Raw genomic sequence first — 1,616 nt, forward strand, 5'->3', positions numbered from 1 at the left:
AACAACGCAGTCTTTAGGTAAGGAGGTGATCCAGCCCCAGGTTCCCCTAGGGCTACCTTGTTACGACTTCACCCCAGTCATGAACCACACCGTGGTAAACGCCCTCCCGAAGGTTAAGCTATCTACTTCTGGTGCAGCCCACTCCCATGGTGTGACGGGCGGTGTGTACAAGGCCCGGGAACGTATTCACCGTGGCATTCTGATCCACGATTACTAGCGATTCCGACTTCATGGAGTCGAGTTGCAGACTCCAATCCGGACTACGACGTACTTTGTGGGATTCGCTCACTATCGCTAGTTGGCAGCCCTCTGTATACGCCATTGTAGCACGTGTGTAGCCCTACTCGTAAGGGCCATGATGACTTGACGTCGTCCCCACCTTCCTCCGGTTTATCACCGGCAGTCTCCCTGGAGTTCCCACCCGAAGTGCTGGCAAACAAGGATAAGGGTTGCGCTCGTTGCGGGACTTAACCCAACATTTCACAACACGAGCTGACGACAGCCATGCAGCACCTGTCTCAGAGTTCCCGAAGGCACCAAAGCATCTCTGCTAAGTTCTCTGGATGTCAAGAGTAGGTAAGGTTCTTCGCGTTGCATCGAATTAAACCACATGCTCCACCGCTTGTGCGGGCCCCCGTCAATTCATTTGAGTTTTAATCTTGCGACCGTACTCCCCAGGCGGTCTACTTAACGCGTTAGCTCCGAAAGCCAGTGTTCAAGACACCAACCTCCAAGTAGACATCGTTTACGGCGTGGACTACCAGGGTATCTAATCCTGTTTGCTCCCCACGCTTTCGCATCTGAGCGTCAGTCTTTGTCCAGGGGGCCGCCTTCGCCACCGGTATTCCTTCAGATCTCTACGCATTTCACCGCTACACCTGAAATTCTACCCCCCTCTACAAGACTCTAGCATGCCAGTTCCAAATGCGATTCCGAGGTTGAGCCCCGGGCTTTCACATCTGGCTTAACACGCCGCCTGCATGCGCTTTACGCCCAGTAATTCCGATTAACGCTCGCACCCTCCGTATTACCGCGGCTGCTGGCACGGAGTTAGCCGGTGCTTCTTCTGCAGCTAACGTCAAGGATGAGCACTGTTAATACTCACCCCTTCCTCACTGCTGAAAGTGCTTTACAACCCGAAGGCCTTCTTCACACACGCGGCATGGCTGCATCAGGGTTTCCCCCATTGTGCAATATTCCCCACTGCTGCCTCCCGTAGGAGTCTGGACCGTGTCTCAGTTCCAGTGTGGCTGATCATCCTCTCAGACCAGCTAGGGATCGTCGCCTAGGTGAGCCGTTACCCCACCTACTAGCTAATCCCACCTGGGCCAATCTTAGCGCGCGAGGCCCGAAGGTCCCCCGCTTTGCTCCGTAGAGATTATGCGGTATTAGCCATCGTTTCCAATGGTTATCCCCCACACTAAGGCATGTTCCCAGGCATTACTCACCCGTCCGCCGCTCGCCGCCCAGGACGTCCCCCGAAGGTTCGGTCATGTCGCTGCCGCTCGACTTGCATGTGTTAGGCCTGCCGCCAGCGTTCAATCTGAGCCATGATCAAACTCTTCAATTAGAATTTTGTTGCCTTTCCGAAGAAAAGCGGCTCAGTGATTACTGAT

General features: G+C 54.5%; 1 rRNA gene. It reads right to left on the reverse strand.

Going from position 1 to position 1,616, the window contains the following annotated elements:
* Positions 1-18: 18 nt before the first annotated feature.
* A 16S ribosomal RNA gene (locus SPK40_RS22920) occupies positions 19-1,570 on the reverse strand.
* Positions 1,571-1,616: the final 46 nt, after the last annotated feature.

The organism is Photobacterium sp. 53610 (assembly GCF_036409375.1).
Taxonomy (GTDB): domain Bacteria; phylum Pseudomonadota; class Gammaproteobacteria; order Enterobacterales; family Vibrionaceae; genus Photobacterium.